Genomic DNA, 21,295 nt, shown 5'->3' with positions numbered 1-21,295 from the left:
GTCCCTGTTCTCCTTTCACTTTATGAGACAAGGTGTGGGAGTATTCGTTTCTCCTTTACGAACGGGACAAGTTTATAGTGATCGATCCTGGCGCAATAGTGCAGATCGCTCCCAAAGTGGTTCTGTACAAGCCGTTTTCCAGTTGTAGTTTGGAGCAATTGTGCTGCCAGCCTATCAGAGAGATGGAGGTAGCTCGCTTTTAATGCTTCCCCCAGATCACATACTTGGAAATGAGCATTCAGCTTTTGTGCCTGCACGAGCATCAACCCCGCCGCCAGACCATCCTCCAGGGCAAATTCAGAGCGTGTGCCAGCACAATAAAGCGTGATATCGAGATGATGGGTGAGCGCGTGCTGGATACACGCCGTGGCGTTGAGAAAACAGCCAATAAGAAGAGCAGAGGCTCGTTCTGCCTTTTGGATAGCCCGTGTCCCGTTCGTGGTCGTCAGGATGAGGTGGCTTCCGCCCTTTGCTCGCGTGGCAATTTCAGTTGGAGAGTTGTTGCAGTCAAACTCAGGAATTTTTCGACAGTGCCGTTCACCAGCCAGGACGCTGTCAGGTGCGCGAAGGGAGTTGGCTTGACCAATCGTCTCTACGGGGATGACGGAAAGAAAACCGTTCCCGAGTGCTGTCACGATCGTGCTGGACGCACGGAGAACATCGATGACGATCACTACACGATTACTGATTTGGTCAAAACGAATTTCCTCGACGGTAGGCACCACTTCTATACGCACGGATCTGACCTCCCCTCCTCCATAATGAGGGCTGTATCGCTGCGTAAGCCACGCCGAAGTGTTTCCAATGCCAAAACGTCTGTGTAGGCGATATTTCCCAAATTTACGTCAATTCCGATGGAGCGAATCAGGCTCACTTGCTGCTCCTTTTGGGGTGCTTCCCAGATGAGGCGAGCTGCCTGGCTTTTTACCGTATGGACGATATCGTGAACAAAGCTCTCGTCCACCTGGCCATTAGGATCAAAAACTCCTACTGTTCCACTTTCCCTTGCCTCAACAATTACGTGGCTTGCACCTGACTCTAGATCTGCAAATAGAGTTTCGATGAGCTCGTCACGTTCTGCACGGTAGTCCGCGGCTTTCTTACCGAATTCGGTATAGACGACAAGTCCGGATTCTACCCCTATCCGAATAGCCTCCCGGCGCTGCGAGGAAGGCAGGGCAAAGGTTCCGTCCGAAATTTCAACTGCGTTAAAGCCAAGTGCGTGAATATGTGCCATATAATCCTTTACGGGTGCTCGTCGGACGGCGATCTCGAAAAAAGTTCCGCCTGGCATGACGGTAAGTCCATGTTGTTTCGCCAGCGTGATTTTTTGCTGCAGCAGGTTTAGCGGGTACAGGGCAGTCGTGCCAAAGCCAAGTTTGTATATGTCCATATAGGGAGAGGCCAGTTCCAGTAAATCTCGAAAGGCAGTACTCCCGAGTCCTTTGTCAATGACCATTGTCATTCCATTCGCACGAGGTTTGCTCCTTGTCAGCCCGGACGGATTTGCCCAGTTGGTGGGCACAAACGGATACTCGCAGTCTAGCATTGGCAGTTTCCTCATTTCTTCTAGGCGTATAGTTCAGTGTATGCCCTCTTGGGTGGAGGAGTGAAAAGCATAGGTGTTTGCCCATAAAGTGCTTAAATGGTCTGGTACAGGCATAGAGTGGAACGAGGGGAGGACGAGACGGTATGTGGGAAAAAGCAATTATGGGGATGGCTGCTCTGCGAATATTGTCCGGAAGTATTGAAATATTGGCTGCACTGCTCATTTTAAAGGTAAACCAAGTGGAAAAGGCACTGATGATTAATTCCGGACTGGCGATTGTCGGACCCGCTATCCTGATTACGACGACGGCGATCGGTTTACTCGGGATGTCAGATCGAATCAGCTTTGCCAAAATTGCGTGGATCATGGTTGGCGTTTCTTTTATTTTGATTGGGGTGCGAAAATAAAATCCAATTCCTTCCACTGGTATCGCTGCTCACTATTGGGAAAGATAGTGTCAGGAACCAGATAGGGGGAGTGGAAAAAGTGGAGTCGTTGACCAATCGAATTGCTTATTTACGTGGTTTAGCAGAAGGAATGGACATTAGTGAAAAAAGTTCTGAGGGCAAGATCATTCTTGAGCTAATCGATATCATCGACGATGTTACTGCCCAGTTTCATGAACTGGAGACCCGAGTAGAAGAAGCAGAAGATTATGTAGAGGCTTTAGACGAAGATTTGGAAGACATCGAGCTTTACTTGTTTGATGATGACGAACAGCTGTATGAAACCGTAAGAGATTGCGACGACGATGAGCAGGACGAATACGCGGCATACTACGATCTCGACGATGATGAGGATGCGTATGTATATGAAGGAGCGAGCGATAATCATCTCGAAACGACGTATGAGTTTTCCTGCCCCAGCTGTCATGAAATGATCTTTTTACACGAAGGGCAGGATGACGAGGGCTATACCCATTACGTCATCGAGCAACATGATAGCAGAGCGGACACAGAGCCGATTAATCCGACCTAAACCAAGTAGTGCCAGAAGACATAAGCTTGTCGACTTACATGAATACATGTGAGGGCAAGCTTTTTTTCTGTGAAAAACGTCTCGACGTTTTTCATAAAAGTGGATGTGACCGCTTGTGGTCAAACAAAACGGTCATGACCGTTTTGTTTTTTTGGTACAAGCAATCCACTGGCGTATTTTTTAGCATAAATCTCGTCCATCTCTGCATAGGATGGAGGTAAGTTCAATGTGGACAAAGGCTGAGCGAGCAAAAAAAGCATCCTTCAGCCAAAAAGGAGGGGACCAGCCGTGAAGGAGATCATGGCGATCTTGCCGGCAAGCATACGCACTATTTTACACGCCCTTCCTCCCACGGTAACAGAGCAGCTAGAAGAAATACGTCTTCGGCAAGATCAGCCCTTGGAAGTCAGATATGGTCAGCAGTCCAGTTATGTCACAGCTTCTGGGCAGCTCACTTCGATAGCGAGCCAAGGGTGGGAATTCACCGAGGAACAGTCAGTCAAGCTCTTGAACCAGGTAAGCCAGCACTCCTTGTACGCATTGGAAGAAGAGCTGAAACGGGGCTACATCACAGTTGTTGGGGGTCACCGGATCGGAATCGCGGGTAAAGTGGTGCTGGACAAGGGAGAGGTAAAAGGAATCCGAGATGTCACCAGCTTCAATATCCGGATTGCTCGCGAGAAAAAAGGAGCGGCACAAAAGGTCATGCCGGTTCTCTTTGAGAGCGGTAAATTGCTCAACACGCTTCTCATCTCCCCCCCTCAATGCGGAAAGACCACATTGTTACGTGACATGGCCAGATCCATCAGTTACGGCAGCGAGTGGTCTTCGAGTCGGAAGGTAGGGATTGTGGACGAGCGTTCTGAGCTGGCTGGCTGCTTGCAAGGCGTACCGCAGCGAGATGTCGGTCCACGTACGGATGTGTTGGATGCTTGTCCCAAAGCAGCAGGCATGATGATGCTGATTCGCTCCATGTCACCGGATGTTTTGATCGTGGACGAGATAGGCCGCCCCGAAGACGGTGATGCCGTGTGGGAAGCGATACATGCTGGTGTATCTGTCATCTGCTCTGCACACGGAGCGGATGTGACGGAAGTTGCCGAGAGACCCATGCTGGGAAAGCTGATCCGACAGGGTGCTTTCTCACGTTACATTGTCCTCAGTCGGACAAAAGGGGTAGGAACGATCCAGGCCATCTACGATCAATGTCTGAAGCCGCTTAAAAAGGAGCAGGTCGTATGATCAAGCTGATCGGCGCCGTACTGATCCTTTTTTCCGCATCTATGGTCGGCTGGCAGATTGGTCGCTATTACGCTTATCGCCCCGTTCAGCTGCGAGCGCTGCTGGTTGCCCTGCAAATGCTTGAAACCGAAATCGTGTATGGTCTGACTCCGTTGAATCGTGCATTCATAAAGGTCGGTCAACGTGTTTCGGAGGACGTCGGCAAAATGTTTCTCTTTGCTGCGGAACTACTGAATACCGAGAAGGCACAGTCCGCTGAGGAAGCTCTAAGGCAAGCGATGGGGAAGCTGTGGACGCATACGGCCTTGCGAAAACAAGAACGAGATGTGCTGACAAGCTTGGGCCAGGTTCTAGGTTCATCCGATCGGGAAGACCAGCAAAAGCATTTGCGTCTGGCTGTCACCCATCTACAGGGACTTGCCCAGGAAGCTCGTTTCGAACAGGAAAAGTACGAAAAAATGTATAAGAGTCTTGGCTTCCTTGGTGGTCTGCTGGTCGTCATCCTGATGTTCTAAAGGTGAGGTGTTCACAGTGGATTTTGATTTGACACCTGTTTTCCAGATCGGAGCGGTAGGATTCATCACAGCCATTTTGCATACGGTCCTGAAGCAGGCGGGCAAGGAAGATATCGCGCACTGGGCTACACTCGTCGGGTTTATCATCGTCCTGTATATGGTGTCGCACTACATCGGCGATCTTTTTACCGAGGTAAAACGCGTCTTCCTGTTCAACTGAGGAGGGGCTGCAGATGGAGATCGTGCAAATCGTCGGGCTTGGGCTGGTGGCTACGATTCTGGCTTTGGTCATCAAAGAGCAGAAGCCGATGTTCGCCTTCCTTTTGGCTATCGCCAGCGGTGTCATTATCTTTTACTTTCTCGTTGGCAAAATAGCTGAAGTCATTCGAATTCTCGAACGGCTGGCAGTCCAGGCAGATTTGAACCTGGTGTTCCTGGAAACCATTTTAAAAATTATCGGAATTGCTTACATTGCTGAATTCGGCGCACAAATGACCAGAGACGCAGGACAAGGGGCAATCGCCTCCAAGATCGAGCTGGCGGGTAAGGTCTTGATTTTGGTCATGGCCGTGCCGATTATCCAAATCATCATTGAGACAGTCATCGACTTGTTGCCGGCGTGAGGGGAGGTGGGATGTCAGTGGCGCTTACACGCAAGTTGATCCTCGTCTTGTTCCTACTAATGCTCCTACCGATTGAAGGTGTATTCGCTTCTGCTACACCCACTGCTGACCCGATAAACGAGATCGTCCAGCAGCAGGTAAGCCATTTGCAGCTAGAGAGAGTAGAGCAATACTGGACGCAGCTTCAGAAAGAGTACAAAGGATATTTGCCCGACATCAAATCTGAAGGCTTTGTTCAGCTGCTCATGAATCAGGGAGAATTCAGCATTTCAGGTGTGCTTAAAGGGATGGGCAAGTTCGTTTTTCATGAGATTTTGATGAATGGAAAATTGCTCAGCTCGATTATTATCATTACCGTCTTCGCCATGATTCTGGAGACGATGCAAAATGCTTTTGAACGAAATGCCGTTTCGACCGTTGCCTATTCCATTGCTTATCTCGTCTTGATGGTTCTAGCTATCAACAGCTTCCACGTCGCCATTACTTACGCCAAGGACGCCATAGCGAACATGTCGGATTTCATGCTAGCCATGATTCCTCTGGTGATAGCGCTACTCGCATCAGTTGGCAATCTGGCCACAGCGACCATGTTTCACCCGCTCATCATTTTCATGATCAACATCAGCGGGATGATGATCTCGTATGTGGTGTTTCCGTTACTGTTTCTCTCAGCGATGCTCTCCATCGTCAGCCTGTTTTCTGAAAGATATAAAGTAACACAGCTCGCTACACTGCTGCGCAATATTGCCATGGGTGTCCTTGGCTCCTTTCTAACCATTTTTCTGGCGGTCATCTCCATTCAGGGGGCCACCTCGGCAGTAACAGACGGAGTAACGCTCAGGACAGCCAAATATATAACCGGAAACTTCATACCGATTGTCGGGCGAATGTTTTCTGATGCGGCAGATACCGTGTTGAATGCATCGTTACTCGTGAAAAATGCAGTTGGTTTAGCTGGGGTTTTGATCTTAATCACGTTATGCGCTTTTCCAGCGTTAAAAATTTTGGTACTGGCTCTGATCTACAACGTATCCTCTGCCGTACTGCAGCCACTCGGGAACAGTCCAATTATTAGTGCGCTAGGCACGATTGGCAAAAGCCTGTTGTTCGTTTTCGCCGCGCTGGCAACGGTCGGGCTGATGTTCTTTCTAGCCATTACCATCATTATCGCAGCGGGCAACATCTCTATGATGGTTCGGTAGGTGATCGAAATGACATGGTTAACCTTATGGCTGAAAAAAATCATCCTACTCGTCCTTTTGGCAGCCTTTCTCGATTTAATTCTCCCGAATACGACACTCCAGCGTTACGTCAAGATGGTGATGGGCCTGATTCTTTTGCTCACGATCATTTCCCCGGTCTTTTCTCTGTTTAGTCTTTCGCAGGAGGACCTTGCGTTTCGACTGGATCGCTATCAGCAGCAATTGAACAAGCCGGCCGATGCGGAGTGGAAACGGATCACCGACAAACTATTAGGCCAGCAGGATGTACAAATGACCGCCTATGTCCAAAAACAGGTTGCAGCGGGAGTGAAGGCAAGGGTAGAGGAAGCGTATGGGGTGGATGTGCAGGATGTGGCAGTCATCGTAAATAGCAAAAATCCCGACCAGCCTAAGCTGGAAAGAATCGAGCTTGTACTGGGAGAGCCAGGAGAGGAAAAGCAGGAAGGGCAGATTCCGATCGAAACCGTTAAACCAATTCAACCGGTAGAGATAGTCATCGGCGAGAAGTCTTCTATCGAGCCAAAACAGGAAATAGCAGCAGCAGCGCAGCAGAGCGACCCGATGCTCACACAAATTTCTACTGATATTGCCAAGCAGTGGGGGCTTACCAAGGAACAGGTTGTCGTCGTGGACGAGTCTCGCAGAGGGGAAAAACAATAACGGATGTGTCCGAGAAAGCGAGGTGAGAGAGATGCTGGAAAAGCTGAAGAAGCTGTGGGAAGGCAATCGTGGAAATAAAAAGCTGAGGCCATTCCATTACTTGATTGTCATATTGGGAGTAGGGGTTGCAGCTATGATCTTGACGGACTTTCTCGCTGTAGAAAAAGATCAGGCACCCCTCGGATTTGGTGTCTCCACGAATGAATCTGGGGGCACGCCAAGCAGCGACTCATCGACTCCCGTACTGGGAAGCTCACCCGCTACGGACATCATCGCTGAGTACGAAAACATATACGAATCACAGCTGCGGGATATTTTGGGGAGCGTGGTCGGTGTAGGGGGTGTGGATGTTATGGTCAATCTAGAATCCACGCCTGAGCTGGTAGTAGAAAAGAACCGAAACATACGCTCCTCCACGAATCAGGAGATGGATAAGGAAAAAGCGACTCGCAATCAAAATGACCAGTCCCGCGATGAGCAGTTGGTCATCATCCAGGGCGGCAAGCAAGACCAACCCGTCGTCGTGAAAACGCTGAAGCCTCGCGTTCGCGGCGTCCTGGTGGTAGCAAAGGGTGCTGATAACATTCAGGTGAAAGCGTGGATCACCGAAGCTGTTCAAAAGGTTTTAGATGTTCCCGCTTACAAGATATCCATTTTGCCCAAAAAAGGGTAGGAGGTAATGGCAAATGATTCTGCGGAAACAAACAGTGTGGTTGTTGACAATGCTGGCTGTCATGGTGGTGCTTTCCGGGTACTATTTGGTGAAGGGACCTGTGGACCAAGTGCCCACCTCGGGAAATCAGCAGGCTGTGCAAAAGCAGGAGCAGATTTCTGGGGTCGTGGTTGAATCCAAGCAAGTCGAGCAAGCTCCTCAAGCTACACCAGTCGATTCGAAAAACAACAACCAAGAAGCTACTGCACCACAAGCAAATACTCCCGGGACTCCTGATCCAGCCAAGCAGACAGCAGGTAATGCAGTAATACCAGTAGCAGATACCACAAGCGAGATTTTCCAAGGCTATAAAATGAAGAGAGAAGCGCAGGTACAACAGCAAAAGGATGAACAGCTCGCGATCATGAGCAATGCAGACTCTTCGCCGCAAGCAGTCGCAGAAGCAAAAGCAAAATACGAAGAGCTTTCTTCCCAAGACAATGCCACGATGAATGTCGAGGAAATGCTCAAAGCGAGCGGCTACCAGGATGCAGTCGTATTTGTACAGGACGATAAAGTAACGGTCATCGTACAAAAGGATAAACTGAGCGCAAATGAAGCCGTAGAAATCATCGCGCATGTCAAGCAGCATCTGAATGTGCCTGCTACGAATATTAACGTCCAGTTTAAGACTTCTTGAGTGAATGCAGGTGAATCTTGGGGACGTATTCCCGTTATAAGCAACACTCAAAACGGGCATGATTGTAAGGATTTCCTCACTTCTTCTGGGAAAGAAGAGGGGAAATCCTTTCTTGACGTGGTCTAGGCAACAAGCTACCATGGATTTATGGTTTGCCAAAAGGATACATAATTGACTCCCTGAATCTTGATCGAAACAAACGAAGGAGTGCTTGTTCGTAATGAAAATTCATGAAATCCGCGAAATTATTAAGTTGATTGATCAATCTTCCATTAATGAATTCAAGCTGGAATCCGACGGGACAAAAGTCACCCTGAGAAAATCCAGTGGTACAGAAACGGTAGTAGTTGCACAACCTGCTACAGCTGCTCCCGTAGCTGCGCCAGTGGCAGTAGCTCCCGTAGCAGCCGCACCAGCTCCTGTAGCAGCGCCAGTCGCTGCGGAAGCGCCAAAAGCTGAGTCAGTAGCAGATGACGCCAACCTGCACAAAATTGTTTCCCCGATGGTCGGAACCTTCTATAGCGCTCCAGAGCCAGGCAAACCAGCGTATGTCCAAGCAGGCGACAAAGTGAACGCGAGCAAAGTAGTTTGCATCGTAGAAGCGATGAAGCTGTTTAATGAGATTGAAGCAGAAGTAACGGGCGAGATCGTTAAAGTACTCGTAGAAGATGGCCAATTGGTTGAATATGGTCAACCGTTGTTTTTGGTGAAGCCAGAATAAGGTGGAGGAGAGCGAAATGTTTCAAAAAGTATTGATTGCCAATCGCGGTGAGATTGCCGTACGGGTTATCCGTGCATGTCGCGAGCTGGGCATTCGTACGGTCGCTGTCTACTCCGAAGCGGATCGTGAGGCGCTTCATGTCAAACTGGCCGACGAAGCCTATTGTATTGGTCCAAAGGCATCCAAAGAAAGCTATTTGAATATAGCAAACATCATGAGCGTAGCGACCAAGGTGGGAGCAGATGCAATCCACCCGGGCTACGGCTTTTTGGCGGAAAACGCTGATTTTGCAGAGATTTGTGCTGCTTGTAATATCACCTTTATCGGTCCAGATCCAGAAGCAATTGTGAAAATGGGTGACAAATCTACAGCCAAAGATACGATGAAAACGGCTGGCGTACCGACAGTACCAGGTACAGAGGGCTTGATTGAAGATGTAGCTGACGCTATCAAAACAGCGAATGAAATTGGCTATCCAGTCATGGTCAAGGCAACTGCAGGCGGTGGCGGCCGCGGAATGCGCGTTGCGGTAGACGATGAAGACTTGGAAAAAGCGATTCGTCAGGCGCAAAATGAAGCGAAAACAGCGTTTGGTAATGCCGGGGTGTACCTGGAGAAATTCGTAGAAGGTCCTCGCCATGTAGAAATTCAAATCATGGCTGACAAGCATGGCAATGCTGTCTACTTGGGCGAACGCGATTGCTCCATCCAACGCCGACATCAAAAGCTGATCGAGGAAGCTCCGTCCCCTGCCTTGAGTGAGGAGACTCGCAAGGAAATGGGAGAAGCTGCAGTAGCGGCTGCCCAGGCTGTTTCTTACCACGGAGCGGGTACGGTAGAGTTCCTTTTGGATAAACACGGAAAATTCTACTTCATGGAAATGAATACACGTATTCAGGTGGAGCATCCTGTAACTGAGCTGGTAACGGGAATTGATCTGATCAAGGAACAGCTGACCGTTGCAGCGGGAGAGCCACTGTCGTTCACTCAGGAAGACATCCAGCTGGACGGATGGGCGATTGAGTGCCGAATTAATGCCGAAAACCCTGCGAAAAACTTCATGCCATCTCCAGGACGGATTACAGAATACCTGGCACCAGGTGGTTTCGGAGTTCGTGTGGACAGCGCAGCTTATTCTGGATACGCTATTCCGCCGTACTACGATTCGATGATCGCAAAGCTGATCGTATGGGGAAAAGACCGCGATGAAGCGATAGAGAGAATGAAACGTGCACTCGGAGAATTTGTGGTGGAGGGAATTACAACCACGATTCCTTTCCATTTGAAAGTTCTTGAGCATGAAGTATTTATCAGTGGACAATTTGACACCAAGTTTTTGGAGCTGTATGATCTGAATCTTGGTGAGTAAGAGCGAATTTGTAAAAAAACGGTGCTCTTGCTATAATGAATAACAAATCTAAAGGGAGGTGCGAAGCATGGAAGAGTTTACTCCAGATTTAGATAGAACGGAGCTGGGAAAAGTCCAGATCGCTCCCGAAGTATTGGAAGTGATCGCTGGCATGGCTGCGTCCGAGGTAGAAGGCGTAGCACAAATGAGCGGCGGTTTCGTAGGAGAAATAGCTGAACGACTAGGCCGTAAAAATATTGCACGAGGCGTTCGCGTGGAAGTAGGTTCCCGTGAGGCTGCGGTTGATGTTTCTATTATCGTGAAATACGGACACCGAATTCCGGATGTTGCTCGAAATATTCAAGATAGTGTGCGTAATGCGATCGAGGGCATGACGGGTCTTTCGGTGGTTGAGGTTAACGTACATATCGTCGACGTAGAGCTGAAAGCCGAAGAAAAAGCGCCAGCGCCTGCTGCTGTAGTGGAAGATTACCAGCGCGTGCGTTAACATGCAGCGGATGGATGCCCCCTACTAACAGGGGGCATTTTACTCATTCAAATTGGGCTATTGTTATACGTGCCTTGTTTGTCTCCCCTGCAAACTTGGCTTAAAGGAGAGATGCATGTGAATTTGTTTGACCGCTTTATCTTGACGATTTACAGCTTTGCTCTGATCATCCTGTCCTGCATCGCAATAACCGCTTTTAGCGGATGGATCTCACCAGATGTATTTACGCCATATGTAGATCAAATGCTAGCTGGGACCAACATCGCGTATCTCATCGTTGCGATCATTTTCCTCGTTGTCAGCCTTCGTTTCTTTTTCAGTTCCTTCCGCAGAAGCAAGCCTAAAGTGGAACGCGGTATTCGCCAGCGCAATGATCTGGGTGAAGTTAATATTACGATTCAGACGATCCAAACCATTGCTGAGCGTGCTGCAAGACGGGTAAAAGGCGTCCGTGATATGAAGACGACTGTGAAAGCGTTGGAAAGCGGCAATATTATTACCTTGCGTGTTTCTGTGGATGGGGAAACGCCTTTGCCTGATTTGACACTAGAGCTGCAGGCCGGTGTAAAGGAGCAAGTGGAAGGCATTGCTGGGGTTGTTATTTCTGAAGTAGCAGTCGTTGTTACGGAAGTGGCTCAGCAAGAAAACTACGCGGCTCGCAAGCGTGTGGAATAGAAGGTGAAAGCCATGTTATGGGAGTTATTGTGGGAGCACAAGGGGAAGCTAATGGGGGTTATTGCCGGACTTTTTTTCGGTATCATCTACCTTCTTGTCGGCTTTTGGGATACACTGGTGTTTGTTGTGTTTGTCGGAACCGGCTACTACATTGGTCGTAAATTGGATCATAAAGAAGATTTGCGGGAAATCCTTGATCGGATTCTGCCAGGCAAGTTCCGTTGATTACGTTCGGGGAGATGAACTCCGAGCTCACTTTAATTAGTAGGTGAATGGAATGAAACGAAGAACAGCACGAGAAAAAGCAGTCCAATGTCTATTCCAGATTGACATGGCTGAAGTCCCAGTTATGGAAGCAGTTGCACTGGTTATGGAAGAATCCGAAGAAAAAGCAGAGTATTTGCGTTATCTCCTCGATGGTGTTTTAAAAAACCTGGCAGAGATTGATGCAGAGATCAAAAAGTATTTGCGTGGCTGGCAGTTAGAGAGAATTGCCAATGTTGATCGCGCTATTCTTCGTCTGGCTTTCTATGAGATCATGTTTGAAGCAGAAACTCCCGATAAAGTCGTTATGAACGAAGCCATCGAGATTGCCAAGCTGTTTTCTGATGAGCAATCCCATCGATATATTAACGGCGTCTTGTCCAGCTTCTTGCAGACTCGTGAGACGGCACAGGCGTAACAGGCAGGAGATACAAGCATGACAAAGGTAATGTTAGGCATTGATACGAGCAATTACCGGACATCACTGTGCTTGGCTCAGGAAGACGGCCGGATTGTGGCAGAAGCAAAACGCCTCCTGAAAGTAAAGGAAGGAAAGCGCGGTCTGCAACAGTCTGAAGCCGTCTTTCAGCATGTGATGAACTTGCCAGAACTAAGTGAGCAAATGAAATGGATGGATTATGAGATTGAAGCTGTATGTGTCAGTGAAAAGCCGCGCCCTGTAGATCAATCCTATATGCCAGTGTTTAAGGTAGGAGAGGGTCTCGCGAAATCACTTGCGACCTATTTGCGTGTACCGCTCCATTTGACTACCCATCAGGAAGGACATATTGCCGCAGGGGAATATACCGCCGATGTACGTTCCAAAGAGAACCGCTTTTTGGCTGTGCATCTATCTGGAGGTACGAGTGAGCTTCTGGTATGTGAACGATCGAATACGGGCTACTCGATTGAAAAGGTAGGAGGTACCATTGACCTTCATGCCGGACAATTAGTAGACCGCATCGGCGTTGCTCTTGGGATGTCATTTCCGGCAGGTCCACAATTGGAGCAGCTGGCAAAGCAAGCATCAGGAGAATTTCGGGTTTCCTCAGCAGTTGATGGTCTATCGTTTAGCTTTTCTGGACCGGAAGCATCGCTTCTACGTGCACTTCAGGCCGGAGCGGCAAGCCACGCTGATATTGCCCGTGCAACAGAGCAATGTATCGCCAATACGCTGGAAAAGTCATTGCGTCATGCAGTAGAGCAAGGCTTGCCGAAAGATATCCTGATCGTCGGTGGTGTCGCTGCGAATCAATACATGCGTGAGCGCTTGATCAAACGATTGGAGCACCCTGCAGTCAAAGCGAAATTATACTTCTGCGACCCTGTTTATTCAGGAGATAACGCTTATGGCGTCGCTATGCTTGGGTGGATGAAGCAAAAGGCGAACATTAAATAAAGGTGAACTTTTTATGATTCGGCTTTACAGCTACTCACTAAATCGGTACACTGAATGTATCGACGTAAATGAAGGAGGCTTTTTCTCCATGGCTGCAACCATTCTCCAAGGAAAAGAAGTAGCACAAAGTATTCGCTTCGAATTGGCAAACGAAGTTGCTGATCTGAAAGAACAAGGGATCGTCCCAGGCTTGACGGTAGTATTGGTAGGCGATGATCCTGCGTCTCATTCGTATGTACGCGGAAAGTCCAAGGGCTGTGAGGAAGTCGGTATCCGTTCAGAGATGATTTTGAAGGATGCTTCGACTACAGAGGAAGAATTGCTCGCGATCATCCAAGAATTGAACGAAAATCCGAACGTTAACGGGATTTTGGTTCAACTCCCTCTGCCAGCTCATATTTCAGAGGCTGCTGTGATCGAAGCGATCCACCCGGAAAAAGACGTGGACGGCTTTCATCCAATCAGCGTAGGCAACATGGTGCTGGGGAATGAAACGATGCTTCCTTGCACACCGCACGGGATTATTGAATTAATCAAACGCACAGGTACAACAATTGCAGGCAAGCATGCTGTTGTCATCGGCCGCAGCAACATCGTAGGCAAACCAGTTTCCTTACTTTTGCAGCAAGAGAACGCTACGGTCACGATGTGTCATTCGCGCACGCAAAATTTGGAGGAGTACACGCGAAAAGCGGATATTCTCGTGGTTGCTACTGGTAAGGCTCACATGATTGGAAAAGAACATGTGAAGCCTGGGGCGGTCGTAATCGACGTTGGGGTGAATCGCATCGAAACAGGCAAGCTGGTAGGGGACGTCAAATTTGACGAGGTGCAGGAAGTGGCAAGCTTCTTGACACCAGTTCCTGGCGGCGTAGGACCTATGACCATTACGATGCTATTGAAAAACACGGTGATGGCAGCGAGAAAGCAAGCAAAACGATAACAGTACCTGCTACATGGAAATGGATAGGGCACTCATTGCTTTATCCATTTCTTTTCTATAGGAGGGCTTATGGCTGCACAAAACATTTTATCTGTCAGTGATCTGAATCGCTTCATCAAGCATGTGCTGGAAAAGGAAGCATATTTGCAGGATGTATGGGTGAGAGGAGAAATCTCGAATTTTACCCACCACTCCAGCGGGCATATGTATTTTACCCTCAAGGATAAGACATCACGGATCAAAGTGGTGATGTTTGCCAGCTATAATCGATTCGTGCGCTTCCTTCCAAAGGATGGTACCAAAACAATCGTAAGGGGCTCGATTTCTGCATTTGAACGGGATGGCGCCTATCAGCTATATGCCAAAGAGATGCAGCCGGATGGACTGGGATCTCTTTATTTGGCGTTTGAGCAATTAAAAGAAAAGCTGGCGGCAGAAGGACTGTTTGCAGCAGAAAGAAAACGGCTGCTTCCGCGTTTCCCAAAAAAAGTAGGGGTGGTTACATCACCTACAGGGGCGGCGATTCGGGATATTTGCACCACCATCAGGCGAAGATACCCGCAAGCCCAGATCGTACTGGCTCCGGCTGTCGTGCAGGGAGTGGACGCACCTACCTCTATCATCTCAGCTATTCGCATCATAAATCAGCAGACGGATATCGATGTGCTGATCGTGGGGCGAGGCGGTGGCTCGATCGAAGAGCTGTGGGCTTTCAATGACGAAATGGTAGCGCGGGCCATCGCCTCCTCGGTTATCCCCGTCATCTCGGCTGTCGGACACGAAACGGACATAACGATTGCAGATTTTGTAGCTGATGTGCGAGCAGCTACACCTACCGCCGCAGCAGAATTGGCGGTACCCCACTATTTGGAATGGGTAGAGCGAGTCAAGCAATTCGATAGCCGCATATCCCGCGCTGTACAAAATCGCCTGAGCGCAGAGCGTAAGCGGTTGGAACGTTTAGCGAACTCCTATGCCATGCGTCAACCACAGAGGCGGTTGGAGGAATCAGCCGAACGACTGGACAGGGCACATCTGCGGATGAGTCAAGTGATGAAGAATCTGCTCGTCAGAAGACGTGAGCGCTTTGAGCGAATCGACAGTCAGCTGAAGCGTTACAAGCTCGCAGATCGGATCGGCGAGCGGCGTAAAAATGTTTCCACACTCCGCGCACGACTGGATGAACGAATTAGGGGACACCTCACACAAAAGCAAATGTCGTTTGCGGCTCGCGTTGCACAGCTCGATGCCCTCAGTCCACTGAAGGTCATGCAGCGGGGCTTTTCCTTGGTATATACAGGTGAAACTTTAGTGAAATCCGTAGAGCAGTTTGCTCCGGGAGACGAGCTCATGGTACGATTAAAAGATGGTAGTGCGACTGCACGTGTGGAACAGATTAATCGGGAGGAGAAACACAATGGCTCGCAAGAAAACAGACCAAGAGAATGACATGCAGTTTGAAGAAGCGATGAAACGGCTCGAGGAAGTTGTGAATCGTCTTGAAGAAGGAGAAATTCCTTTGGAAGAAGCAATCACTCTGTATCAGGAGGGCGTAACCCTCTCCCGGATTTGCGGCCAGAAACTGGATGCAATTGAAGCCAAAATCGTTCAGCTTGTAGAAGAGGACGGACAGCTGAAGCAAAAGGCTTTTCGGGTGGAAGGGGAATGATGATTACCGTGGATACATTCCAAGCCTACCTGAAAGAGAAGATCGACTTTATTGAAAACAACCTCGTTCCTGCTCTGGAACAACAAGGTGTTCCTTCTTCCCTGTATGAATCCATGAAGTATTCCCTGATGGCGGGTGGAAAAAGACTGCGTCCGATGCTGGTTCTCGCGGTTTTGGAAGCGTTGGACAAGCCGATTGAGCGGGGGATTCCTTTTGCGGTCGCCCTGGAAATGATACATACGTACTCGTTAATTCATGATGATCTGCCCGCCATGGATGATGATGATTTGCGACGCGGCAAGCCAACGAATCACAAGGTGTTTGGAGAGGCAACGGCCATTTTGGCTGGAGATGCCTTGCTGACACGTGCCTTCTCTTTTATTGCGGAACAGTACGGTGAGCGAGCAGATGTATCTGCAAAAACTACGGTCAACCTGATCGCCGAGCTTGGCAAACGCGCTGGTGCTACCGGGATGGTCGGGGGACAAATGGCTGACATCGAGGGAGAGACCAAACAGCTTGACTTGGAGCAGCTGGAGTTCATTCATCGCCATAAAACAGGGGACCTGCTGATCGCTGCACTGCGGGGCGGAGGATACCTCGCTGAAGCTACAGAAGCGCAAATGGATGCTTTGACACGCTACGGTGTCTGCATTGGACTGGCATTCCAGATTAAAGACGATATTTTGAATGTAGAGGGAGACGCAGCTGAGCTTGGCAAGGCAGTGGGCAGTGATGCTGATCGTCAAAAAGCAACGTATCCTTCGTTGTTAGGCTTGGCAGAATCAAAGGAACGTCTCGTTGCCTTAATTGATGAGGCCAGAGCAGCCCTTGCCGACGCTGGAATCGAGCAATCGGCGCTGAGTCCGCTTGCTGATTATGTGCGAGATCGAAAAAAGTGAGAGAAAGCTGGCCTCCAAAAGTGGAAAGCCAGCTTTTTTGTATGACTCTGTAACATCACTTTACAACTGCTTGTCATCAACACTGTTTAACCAGTTTTCAATCTCGCCAATTACAGATTCAATGCAGCCATCCTCAAAAGGCGAGTATAGCTTTGCAAAAGCCACCAATTCGGTAAACGATTTACTGCCGCCTTCTTTACATAAAGCAAGGTAGTCAGACCAAGCCTCTTCGGCATTATCTTGCGAACGTTTCCAGAACTGGAAGGCACAGATTTGAGCAAGCGTATAATCAATGTAATAGAACGGATCACGGAAGATGTGGGCTTGCTGCTGCCAGTAGCCACCTGCTTCCAAAAAATCATTTTCATCATAATTGCGGTAAGGCAGATATTTGCGCTCAATTTCACGCCACGTCTGCTTCCGTTCTTGTGGGGTCATCTCCGGCTTTTCATAAACGGCATGCTGGAACTCATCTACAGCAACGCCGTACGGGATGAACAGGAGTGCCCCGCTCAAGTGTGTAAATTTGTATTTCTGCGTATCCTCTTCAAAAAAGAGCTCCATCCACGGCCAAGTCAAAAATTCCATGCTCATCGAGTGGATTTCACATGCCTCGTAGGTTGGGAAGTGGTACTCAGGCACCTCAAATTTGCGACTCACATACACCTGGAAAGCATGACCAGCTTCGTGAGTCAACACATCGATATCGCCAGAGGTTCCATTGAAATTGGAGAAGATAAAAGGAAGCTTGTAGTGACTCATATAGGTACAGTAGCCGCCGCTTGCCTTTCCTTTTTTGCTGACTAAGTCCAGACAATCATTGTCGAGCATGAAGGTAAAAAACTCGTCAGTCTCGGCTGACAGCTCCGCATACATCTTTTTCCCGTTGTCCACGATCCAATCGGGGGAGCCTTTGGGAGCCGGATTGCCTGTAGCAAAATCAAAGTCCAAATCGTAATACTTCATAGTATCAACGCCTATGCGTTCTTGCTGCCTTTCGATCAGCTTTGTCGCAACAGGTACGATGTGCTCATGTACTTGGGAGCGGAAGGCAGCCACCATATCTGCGTTGTAGTCAGTGCGATTTAACCGGGCGTAGGCGAGCTCTACGAAGTTTTTAAAGCCGAGCTTTTTCGCGATTCGCGAGCGCACTTTTACCAAGCTATCATAAATACGGTCCAGTTCTTCGGTATGCTGCTCTAGAAAATGGTACTTGGCTTCAAATGCACGTTTGCGTAGCTGTCTGTCAGTGGATTTTTGAAAAGGAATCAGCTGCGGGAGATTGCGTTCCGCGCCTTCAAACATAATCTTGGCAGAAGCAATCAACGCTGTGTACCTACTCGTCAACCGATTTTCTTCTTGCAAATCGGCCACAACTTCAGGTGAAAACGTTTTTAAGGTTGTTTCAGCAAGCCGAAACAGCTGTGCTCCCCATTTGTTCTCAAGCTCGGTACGAAAAGCAGAGTGGACGATCGCATCGTAGTACCGGGAAATCATTCCTTGGTATAAGGGACCAGCTTCATCCCAATAGTCCTGTTCAGCTTTGTAAAACGGGTCCTCAGTATTGATCGTGTGCCGTATTTGGGCCACCTCTCGAGCTGTTTCTACTTCTTGGCGCAGCTCATTCAACTGTCCCATAACCTTATCCTGTTCTTTAAAGCTTGCCGCGTTCTGAAATGCATTCAAAAGGCTTGTGAATTGCTTTTCGATCTGATCCATGTCTACACGGCTGTATGTAATTTCTGTGAACTTCATGGGGATCACACCTCACTTACGCGTTTTTGTCGATCTATTTTATTTTAACAGAAATTGGTGTTTTTGCGCAGTCTGTTACGAGGTATGGAGGAAAAGTGGTGTTTTTATTAAGAAACCGTTATAATGAATCAAGTTGAAAATAAGCGGAGTAAGGCTTTATTGAAAGAAAAGAGAGCCGAGTTTTCCATTGGCCAGATTGATTTGCAGCATGCACAATCGCCGGAGAACGAACAGTTGAAAGTGAGGAATACCAATGCTGCTTACTTCTATAAATGATCCAGAGGACCTGAAAAAATGTACAATGCCGCAGCTCTATGCGCTGGCAAATGAGATCAGACAATTCCTTGTTGAGACGCTCTCACAAACAGGGGGGCATCTTGCTCCAAACCTGGGAGTAGTCGAGCTGACAATGGCTTTGCATTATGTATTTGATAGCCCTCGGGACAAGCTGATTTGGGATGTTGGACATCAGGCATATGTACATAAAATGCTGACTGGTCGTCGCGAGATGTTTCCGACACTGCGCCAGTACAAAGGTTTGTGTGGATTTCCAAAAATGGTGGAGAGCCCGCACGACGTTTGGGAAACCGGTCATAGCAGTACATCCTTGTCCGCTGCGATGGGAATGGCGACTGCTCGTGATTTGAAAAAGGAAAAAAACCATGTCGTTGCTGTCATCGGCGATGGTGCACTGACAGGCGGTATGGCTCTGGAAGCCTTGAATCACATCGGACATGAGAACAAAAACGTCATCGTGATCCTAAACGACAACGAGATGTCGATTGCTCCTAACGTCGGTGCCCTGCACAATTACTTGGGAAAAATACGCTCGACTGAAAATTATCGCTGGGCAAAGGATGAGGTAGAAGCCCTGCTCAAATCCATTCCTGCTGTTGGCGGCAAGCTGGCGAATATGGCGGAGCGTTTCAAGGACAGCATGAAGTATTTACTCGTTTCAGGTGTTCTATTCGAAGAGTTGGGCTTTACGTATATTGGACCGATTGATGGTCATAATATGGAGCTTTTGCTTGATACACTAAAGACAGCGAAACAAACAAAAGGTCCCGTTCTGATTCATGCGATTACGAAAAAAGGATTAGGCTACGCGCCTGCGGAGGCTGATTCAGTCAAATGGCATGGAATCGGAACCTACAAGATCGAATCAGGTGATACACCGAAGTCAGCACCGACCTATACATCTGTCTTCGCAGATACGATGATAAAGCTGGCGAGTGAAGACAAGTCGATTGTCGCGATTACTCCTGCGATGCCGGCTGGCTCCGGTCTCATTCCGTTTGGTCAAAGATATCCGGATCGTCTGTTCGACGTCGGGATTGCCGAACAGCACGCATGTACGTTTGCAGCGGGATTGGCAACACAAGGACTCAAGCCCGTGCTAGCCATTTACTCTACTTTCCTGCAAAGAGCGTACGACCAGCTCATTCATGACGTTGCCCGGCAAAAGCTCAATGTTACATTTGCTGTAGACCGCGCTGGTTTAGTTGGAGCGGATGGAGAAACACATCAGGGCATGTACGACATCGCTTACATGCGCGTCATCCCGAACATGGTCATCATGGCTCCAAAAGATGAAAATGAATTGCGTCATATGATGAAAACGGCTTCTGTTTATGAGGGCGGTCCGATCTCGTATCGTTATCCTCGTCTCCCTGCCCGGGGGGTGCAACTGGATGAGGAGCTTCAAGTGCTGCCAATCGGTAAAGCCGAGATCGTGCGAGAAGGAAAGCATGTAGCAATCCTTTCTTTCGGTCACGTATTCGAAATCGCAGAGAAGGCAGTCAATCAGCTTCAAGCTGAAGGAATCAAGCCTATGCTCATTAATGCACGCTTCTGCAAGCCGTTGGACGAGGAGCTTTTGTTCCGCCTGGCTGGGGAAGGTTACGATATTATTACGGTCGAGGAAGGCTCAGAGATGGGTGGTTTCGGTAGTGCGGTTATCGAATGCTACAATCGAGCTGGCTACCATGGCATGAACGTACAGGTAATCGCAGTTGACGATTACTTTGTCGAGCATGGCAGTGTCAAAGAACAACGTCAGGAAGTAGGACTCACAGCGGAGAATATTGCTTCTCGTGTGCGTACCCTGTTACCAATTTCGAAGGGCGTAGTGGAAGCATGAGCATAAGAAAAGAAAGAATTGACGTCCTCTTGGTTGAGCGAGGACATTATGAAACAAGAGAGAAAGCAAAAGCGGCGGTAATGGCTGGTCTGGTTCAAGTAGCGAATGAGCGCTGCGACAAGCCAGGCACAAAGTTTCCTGAGGATGTTGCCATTACGGTTAAAGGCGAGGTCCACCCTTACGTAAGTCGGGGTGGATTGAAGCTGGAAAAAGCACTCAAGGTGTTTCATGTAGACCTTACTGACCGAGTCATGATGGACATTGGGGCGTCGACCGGCGGGTTTACAGATTGTGCTCTGCAAAATGGGGCAAGGCTCGTCTATGCAATTGACGTGGGATACGGACAGCTTGCATGGAGCCTGCGACAGGATGAGCGCGTAGTCGTAATGGAAAGGACCAATTTCCGGCATATGGACCCGGCCTCATTTGATCGAGAGCTGCCTGATGCGGCGTCCATCGATGTTTCGTTTATCTCGCTAAAGCTGATTCTTCCTGTGCTGTATCGCTTTTTAAAGCAAGACGGGGATGTTGTGGCTTTGGTCAAGCCGCAATTTGAGGCTGGCAAAGATAAGGTCGGTAAGAACGGGATTGTACGGGAGCCCGAAATCCACGAAGCCGTGCTCACTGATATTGGACAATTTGCCAGTAGTCTCGGCTTTGCCTTAAAAGGATTGGATTTTTCTCCGATAACCGGAGGAGAGGGCAACATCGAATTCGTCATGCATCTCAAAAAAAACGATGCAGGCATGGATTCGGAAAGCTGGTTACAATGCGTGACTGAAGTGGTCGCTTCTGCACATGCAAAGCTGAAATAAAAAAGAAAACAAAA

The 21,295-nt window shown here is 48.7% G+C and carries 26 protein-coding genes; 23 read left to right on the top strand and 3 right to left on the bottom strand.

The annotated features are described in order from the left end of the window. Positions 1-20 precede the first annotated feature (20 nt). Complete coding sequence (locus tag SB752_RS05475) at positions 21-737, bottom strand: 2-phosphosulfolactate phosphatase (protein WP_410714685.1); 717 nt, start codon at positions 735-737, stop codon at positions 21-23. Further along, positions 728-1,549 carry a phosphosulfolactate synthase gene (gene comA, locus SB752_RS05470; protein WP_410714684.1) on the bottom strand — a complete coding sequence of 274 codons (822 nt, stop codon included), beginning with the start codon at positions 1,547-1,549 and terminating at the stop codon, positions 728-730. The genes SB752_RS05475 and comA overlap by 10 nt, the downstream gene beginning before the upstream one ends. Before the next feature lie 143 nt (positions 1,550-1,692). Between comA and SB752_RS05465 the strand changes: the two genes are divergently transcribed. The 21 genes from SB752_RS05465 to SB752_RS05365 all read left to right on the top strand — a co-directional run bounded on the left by SB752_RS05465 (position 1,693) and on the right by SB752_RS05365 (position 16,571). Continuing rightward, complete coding sequence (locus tag SB752_RS05465; protein ID WP_410714683.1) at positions 1,693-1,956, top strand: YqhV family protein; 264 nt, start codon at positions 1,693-1,695, stop codon at positions 1,954-1,956. 70 nt (positions 1,957-2,026) lie between these two features. Further along, positions 2,027-2,527, top strand: a complete 501-nt coding sequence (locus SB752_RS05460; protein WP_410714682.1) for a CD1247 N-terminal domain-containing protein — start codon at positions 2,027-2,029, stop codon at positions 2,525-2,527. 288 nt (positions 2,528-2,815) lie between these two features. Then, a complete protein-coding gene (gene spoIIIAA / locus SB752_RS05455; protein ID WP_410714681.1) occupies positions 2,816-3,769 on the top strand; it encodes a stage III sporulation protein AA in 954 nt (317 codons plus the stop codon). Then, entirely contained in the window at positions 3,766-4,284 is a 519-nt protein-coding gene (spoIIIAB, locus tag SB752_RS05450) for a stage III sporulation protein SpoIIIAB (protein ID WP_410714680.1), read from the top strand. Before spoIIIAA ends, spoIIIAB begins: the two co-directional genes overlap by 4 nt. A gap of 16 nt (positions 4,285-4,300) precedes the next feature. Beyond that, complete coding sequence (gene spoIIIAC / locus SB752_RS05445) at positions 4,301-4,504, top strand: stage III sporulation protein AC (protein WP_049740243.1); 204 nt, start codon at positions 4,301-4,303, stop codon at positions 4,502-4,504. 13 nt (positions 4,505-4,517) lie between these two features. Beyond that, positions 4,518-4,907, top strand: a complete 390-nt coding sequence (gene spoIIIAD / locus SB752_RS05440) for a stage III sporulation protein AD (RefSeq protein WP_005827266.1) — start codon at positions 4,518-4,520, stop codon at positions 4,905-4,907. 17 nt (positions 4,908-4,924) lie between these two features. Next, entirely contained in the window at positions 4,925-6,109 is a 1,185-nt protein-coding gene (spoIIIAE, locus tag SB752_RS05435) for a stage III sporulation protein AE (RefSeq protein WP_103105381.1), read from the top strand. A 9-nt stretch (positions 6,110-6,118) separates the two neighbouring features. Then, positions 6,119-6,790: a stage III sporulation protein AF gene (spoIIIAF, locus tag SB752_RS05430; protein WP_410714679.1), complete on the top strand. Its 672-nt coding sequence runs from the start codon at positions 6,119-6,121 to the stop codon at positions 6,788-6,790. A 31-nt stretch (positions 6,791-6,821) separates the two neighbouring features. Next, entirely contained in the window at positions 6,822-7,463 is a 642-nt protein-coding gene (gene spoIIIAG / locus SB752_RS05425; RefSeq protein ID WP_410714678.1) for a stage III sporulation protein AG, read from the top strand. 13 nt (positions 7,464-7,476) lie between these two features. After that, a complete protein-coding gene (locus SB752_RS05420; protein ID WP_410714677.1) occupies positions 7,477-8,142 on the top strand; it encodes a SpoIIIAH-like family protein in 666 nt (221 codons plus the stop codon). 220 nt (positions 8,143-8,362) lie between these two features. Continuing rightward, positions 8,363-8,863 (top strand): acetyl-CoA carboxylase biotin carboxyl carrier protein, encoded by a 501-nt coding sequence (gene accB / locus SB752_RS05415; protein ID WP_410714676.1) that lies wholly within the window; start codon positions 8,363-8,365, stop codon positions 8,861-8,863. A gap of 16 nt (positions 8,864-8,879) precedes the next feature. Then, positions 8,880-10,232, top strand: coding sequence for an acetyl-CoA carboxylase biotin carboxylase subunit (gene accC / locus SB752_RS05410; protein WP_410714675.1), 1,353 nt, complete (start codon positions 8,880-8,882; stop codon positions 10,230-10,232). Between the two features lie 67 nt (positions 10,233-10,299). Beyond that, the gene (locus SB752_RS05405; RefSeq protein WP_103105376.1) at positions 10,300-10,719 is read left to right on the top strand and encodes an Asp23/Gls24 family envelope stress response protein; all 420 of its coding nucleotides are present in this window, start codon (positions 10,300-10,302) and stop codon (positions 10,717-10,719) included. A gap of 117 nt (positions 10,720-10,836) precedes the next feature. Beyond that, on the top strand, positions 10,837-11,394 hold the full coding sequence (amaP, locus tag SB752_RS05400; RefSeq protein WP_410714674.1) for an alkaline shock response membrane anchor protein AmaP: 558 nt from the start codon (positions 10,837-10,839) through the stop codon (positions 11,392-11,394). 12 nt (positions 11,395-11,406) lie between these two features. After that, positions 11,407-11,619, top strand: a complete 213-nt coding sequence (locus SB752_RS05395) for a DUF2273 domain-containing protein (RefSeq protein WP_103105375.1) — start codon at positions 11,407-11,409, stop codon at positions 11,617-11,619. Positions 11,620-11,671: 52 nt separating this feature from the next. Beyond that, on the top strand, positions 11,672-12,076 hold the full coding sequence (gene nusB / locus SB752_RS05390) for a transcription antitermination factor NusB (RefSeq protein WP_410714673.1): 405 nt from the start codon (positions 11,672-11,674) through the stop codon (positions 12,074-12,076). Positions 12,077-12,094: 18 nt separating this feature from the next. Then, on the top strand, positions 12,095-13,057 hold the full coding sequence (locus tag SB752_RS05385; RefSeq protein ID WP_410714672.1) for a tRNA (adenosine(37)-N6)-threonylcarbamoyltransferase complex transferase subunit TsaD: 963 nt from the start codon (positions 12,095-12,097) through the stop codon (positions 13,055-13,057). 88 nt (positions 13,058-13,145) lie between these two features. Further along, the gene (gene folD, locus SB752_RS05380; RefSeq protein ID WP_410714671.1) at positions 13,146-14,000 is read left to right on the top strand and encodes a bifunctional methylenetetrahydrofolate dehydrogenase/methenyltetrahydrofolate cyclohydrolase FolD; all 855 of its coding nucleotides are present in this window, start codon (positions 13,146-13,148) and stop codon (positions 13,998-14,000) included. Positions 14,001-14,069: 69 nt separating this feature from the next. Then, positions 14,070-15,449 carry an exodeoxyribonuclease VII large subunit gene (gene xseA, locus SB752_RS05375; RefSeq protein ID WP_410714670.1) on the top strand — a complete coding sequence of 460 codons (1,380 nt, stop codon included), beginning with the start codon at positions 14,070-14,072 and terminating at the stop codon, positions 15,447-15,449. Next, positions 15,418-15,669: an exodeoxyribonuclease VII small subunit gene (gene xseB / locus SB752_RS05370; RefSeq protein WP_049740229.1), complete on the top strand. Its 252-nt coding sequence runs from the start codon at positions 15,418-15,420 to the stop codon at positions 15,667-15,669. The genes xseA and xseB overlap by 32 nt, the downstream gene beginning before the upstream one ends. Next, on the top strand, positions 15,669-16,571 hold the full coding sequence (locus tag SB752_RS05365; RefSeq protein ID WP_410714739.1) for a polyprenyl synthetase family protein: 903 nt from the start codon (positions 15,669-15,671) through the stop codon (positions 16,569-16,571). The genes xseB and SB752_RS05365 overlap by 1 nt, the downstream gene beginning before the upstream one ends. 60 nt (positions 16,572-16,631) lie before the next feature. Here SB752_RS05365 and SB752_RS05360 read toward each other — a convergent pair whose 3' ends face one another. Beyond that, positions 16,632-18,326: a M3 family oligoendopeptidase gene (locus tag SB752_RS05360; protein ID WP_410714669.1), complete on the bottom strand. Its 1,695-nt coding sequence runs from the start codon at positions 18,324-18,326 to the stop codon at positions 16,632-16,634. A gap of 253 nt (positions 18,327-18,579) precedes the next feature. Between SB752_RS05360 and dxs the strand changes: the two genes are divergently transcribed. Together dxs and SB752_RS05350 are read left to right on the top strand one after the other, a co-directional pair. Next, positions 18,580-20,466 carry a 1-deoxy-D-xylulose-5-phosphate synthase gene (gene dxs / locus SB752_RS05355; RefSeq protein ID WP_410714668.1) on the top strand — a complete coding sequence of 629 codons (1,887 nt, stop codon included), beginning with the start codon at positions 18,580-18,582 and terminating at the stop codon, positions 20,464-20,466. Beyond that, complete coding sequence (locus SB752_RS05350) at positions 20,463-21,281, top strand: TlyA family RNA methyltransferase (RefSeq protein WP_410714667.1); 819 nt, start codon at positions 20,463-20,465, stop codon at positions 21,279-21,281. The genes dxs and SB752_RS05350 overlap by 4 nt, the downstream gene beginning before the upstream one ends. The last annotated feature ends 14 nt before the right edge of the window (positions 21,282-21,295 follow it).

This window comes from Brevibacillus sp. SIMBA_040 (assembly GCF_046535075.1).
Taxonomy (GTDB): Bacteria; Bacillota; Bacilli; order Brevibacillales; family Brevibacillaceae; genus Brevibacillus.
Note: the sequence above shows the minus strand (reverse complement) of the source record. Positions and strands in the feature narration are given on the sequence as shown.

Coding starts and splice junctions, on each gene's coding strand:
- comA (WP_410714684.1), bottom strand. CDS start 1,549: ATGCTAGACTGCGAGTATCCGTTTGTGCCCACCAACTGGGCAAATCCG.
- SB752_RS05465 (WP_410714683.1), top strand. CDS start 1,693: ATGTGGGAAAAAGCAATTATGGGGATGGCTGCTCTGCGAATATTGTCC.
- spoIIIAB (WP_410714680.1), top strand. CDS start 3,766: ATGATCAAGCTGATCGGCGCCGTACTGATCCTTTTTTCCGCATCTATG.
- spoIIIAD (WP_005827266.1), top strand. CDS start 4,518: ATGGAGATCGTGCAAATCGTCGGGCTTGGGCTGGTGGCTACGATTCTG.
- spoIIIAF (WP_410714679.1), top strand. CDS start 6,119: ATGACATGGTTAACCTTATGGCTGAAAAAAATCATCCTACTCGTCCTT.
- spoIIIAG (WP_410714678.1), top strand. CDS start 6,822: ATGCTGGAAAAGCTGAAGAAGCTGTGGGAAGGCAATCGTGGAAATAAA.
- SB752_RS05420 (WP_410714677.1), top strand. CDS start 7,477: ATGATTCTGCGGAAACAAACAGTGTGGTTGTTGACAATGCTGGCTGTC.
- accB (WP_410714676.1), top strand. CDS start 8,363: ATGAAAATTCATGAAATCCGCGAAATTATTAAGTTGATTGATCAATCT.
- accC (WP_410714675.1), top strand. CDS start 8,880: ATGTTTCAAAAAGTATTGATTGCCAATCGCGGTGAGATTGCCGTACGG.
- SB752_RS05405 (WP_103105376.1), top strand. CDS start 10,300: ATGGAAGAGTTTACTCCAGATTTAGATAGAACGGAGCTGGGAAAAGTC.
- SB752_RS05395 (WP_103105375.1), top strand. CDS start 11,407: ATGTTATGGGAGTTATTGTGGGAGCACAAGGGGAAGCTAATGGGGGTT.
- nusB (WP_410714673.1), top strand. CDS start 11,672: ATGAAACGAAGAACAGCACGAGAAAAAGCAGTCCAATGTCTATTCCAG.
- SB752_RS05385 (WP_410714672.1), top strand. CDS start 12,095: ATGACAAAGGTAATGTTAGGCATTGATACGAGCAATTACCGGACATCA.
- folD (WP_410714671.1), top strand. CDS start 13,146: ATGGCTGCAACCATTCTCCAAGGAAAAGAAGTAGCACAAAGTATTCGC.
- xseA (WP_410714670.1), top strand. CDS start 14,070: ATGGCTGCACAAAACATTTTATCTGTCAGTGATCTGAATCGCTTCATC.
- xseB (WP_049740229.1), top strand. CDS start 15,418: ATGGCTCGCAAGAAAACAGACCAAGAGAATGACATGCAGTTTGAAGAA.
- SB752_RS05365 (WP_410714739.1), top strand. CDS start 15,669: ATGATTACCGTGGATACATTCCAAGCCTACCTGAAAGAGAAGATCGAC.
- SB752_RS05360 (WP_410714669.1), bottom strand. CDS start 18,326: ATGAAGTTCACAGAAATTACATACAGCCGTGTAGACATGGATCAGATC.
- dxs (WP_410714668.1), top strand. CDS start 18,580: ATGCTGCTTACTTCTATAAATGATCCAGAGGACCTGAAAAAATGTACA.
- SB752_RS05350 (WP_410714667.1), top strand. CDS start 20,463: ATGAGCATAAGAAAAGAAAGAATTGACGTCCTCTTGGTTGAGCGAGGA.